Here is a 936-nt window from a genome sequence, read left to right on the forward strand (position 1 = left end):
TTGATGCCTGGCAGTTCCCTACTCTCACATGGGGAGACCCCACACTACCATCGGCGCTACGGCGTTTCACTTCTGAGTTCGGCATGGGGTCAGGTGGGACCACCGCGCTAAAGCCGCCAGGCAAATTCTGTTAAATCTGTATCAGGCTGAAAATCTGTCTCGTCGCCAAAACATCTTCGGCGTTGTAAGGTTAAGCCTCACGGTTCATTAGTATCGGTTAGCTCAACGCATCGCTGCGCTTACACACCCGACCTATCAACGTCGTCGTCTTCAACGTTCCTTCAGGAGACTTAAAGTCTCAGGGAGAACTCATCTCGGGGCAAGTTTCGTGCTTAGATGCTTTCAGCACTTATCTTTTCCGCATTTAGCTACCGGGCAGTGCCATTGGCATGACAACCCGAACACCAGTGATGCGTCCACTCCGGTCCTCTCGTACTAGGAGCAGCCCCCCTCAATTCTCCAGCGCCCACGGCAGATAGGGACCGAACTGTCTCACGACGTTCTAAACCCAGCTCGCGTACCACTTTAAATGGCGAACAGCCATACCCTTGGGACCTACTTCAGCCCCAGGATGTGATGAGCCGACATCGAGGTGCCAAACACCGCCGTCGATATGAACTCTTGGGCGGTATCAGCCTGTTATCCCCGGAGTACCTTTTATCCGTTGAGCGATGGCCCTTCCATTCAGAACCACCGGATCACTATGACCTGCTTTCGCACCTGCTCGAGCCGTCACTCTCGCAGTCAAGCTAGCTTATGCCATTGCACTAACCTCCTGATGTCCGACCAGGATTAGCTAACCTTCGTGCTCCTCCGTTACTCTTTGGGAGGAGACCGCCCCAGTCAAACTACCCACCAGACACTGTCCGCAACCCGGATTACGGGTCTACGTTAGAACACCAGCCATTAAAGGGTGGTATTTCAAGGACGGCTCCA

General features: G+C 53.8%; 2 rRNA genes. Both read right to left on the minus strand.

The window, feature by feature from the left end:
* Positions 1 to 5: 5 nt before the first annotated feature.
* Positions 6 to 121, minus strand: a 5S ribosomal RNA gene (rrf, locus tag N6P30_RS24395).
* 65 nt (positions 122 to 186) lie between these two features.
* Positions 187 to 936 (minus strand): 23S ribosomal RNA (locus N6P30_RS24400); the annotation flags it as partial.

The sequence above is a fragment of the Enterobacter sp. PL1 genome, from assembly GCF_945957325.1.
GTDB classification, from domain to species: domain Bacteria; phylum Pseudomonadota; class Gammaproteobacteria; order Enterobacterales; family Enterobacteriaceae; genus Enterobacter; species Enterobacter roggenkampii.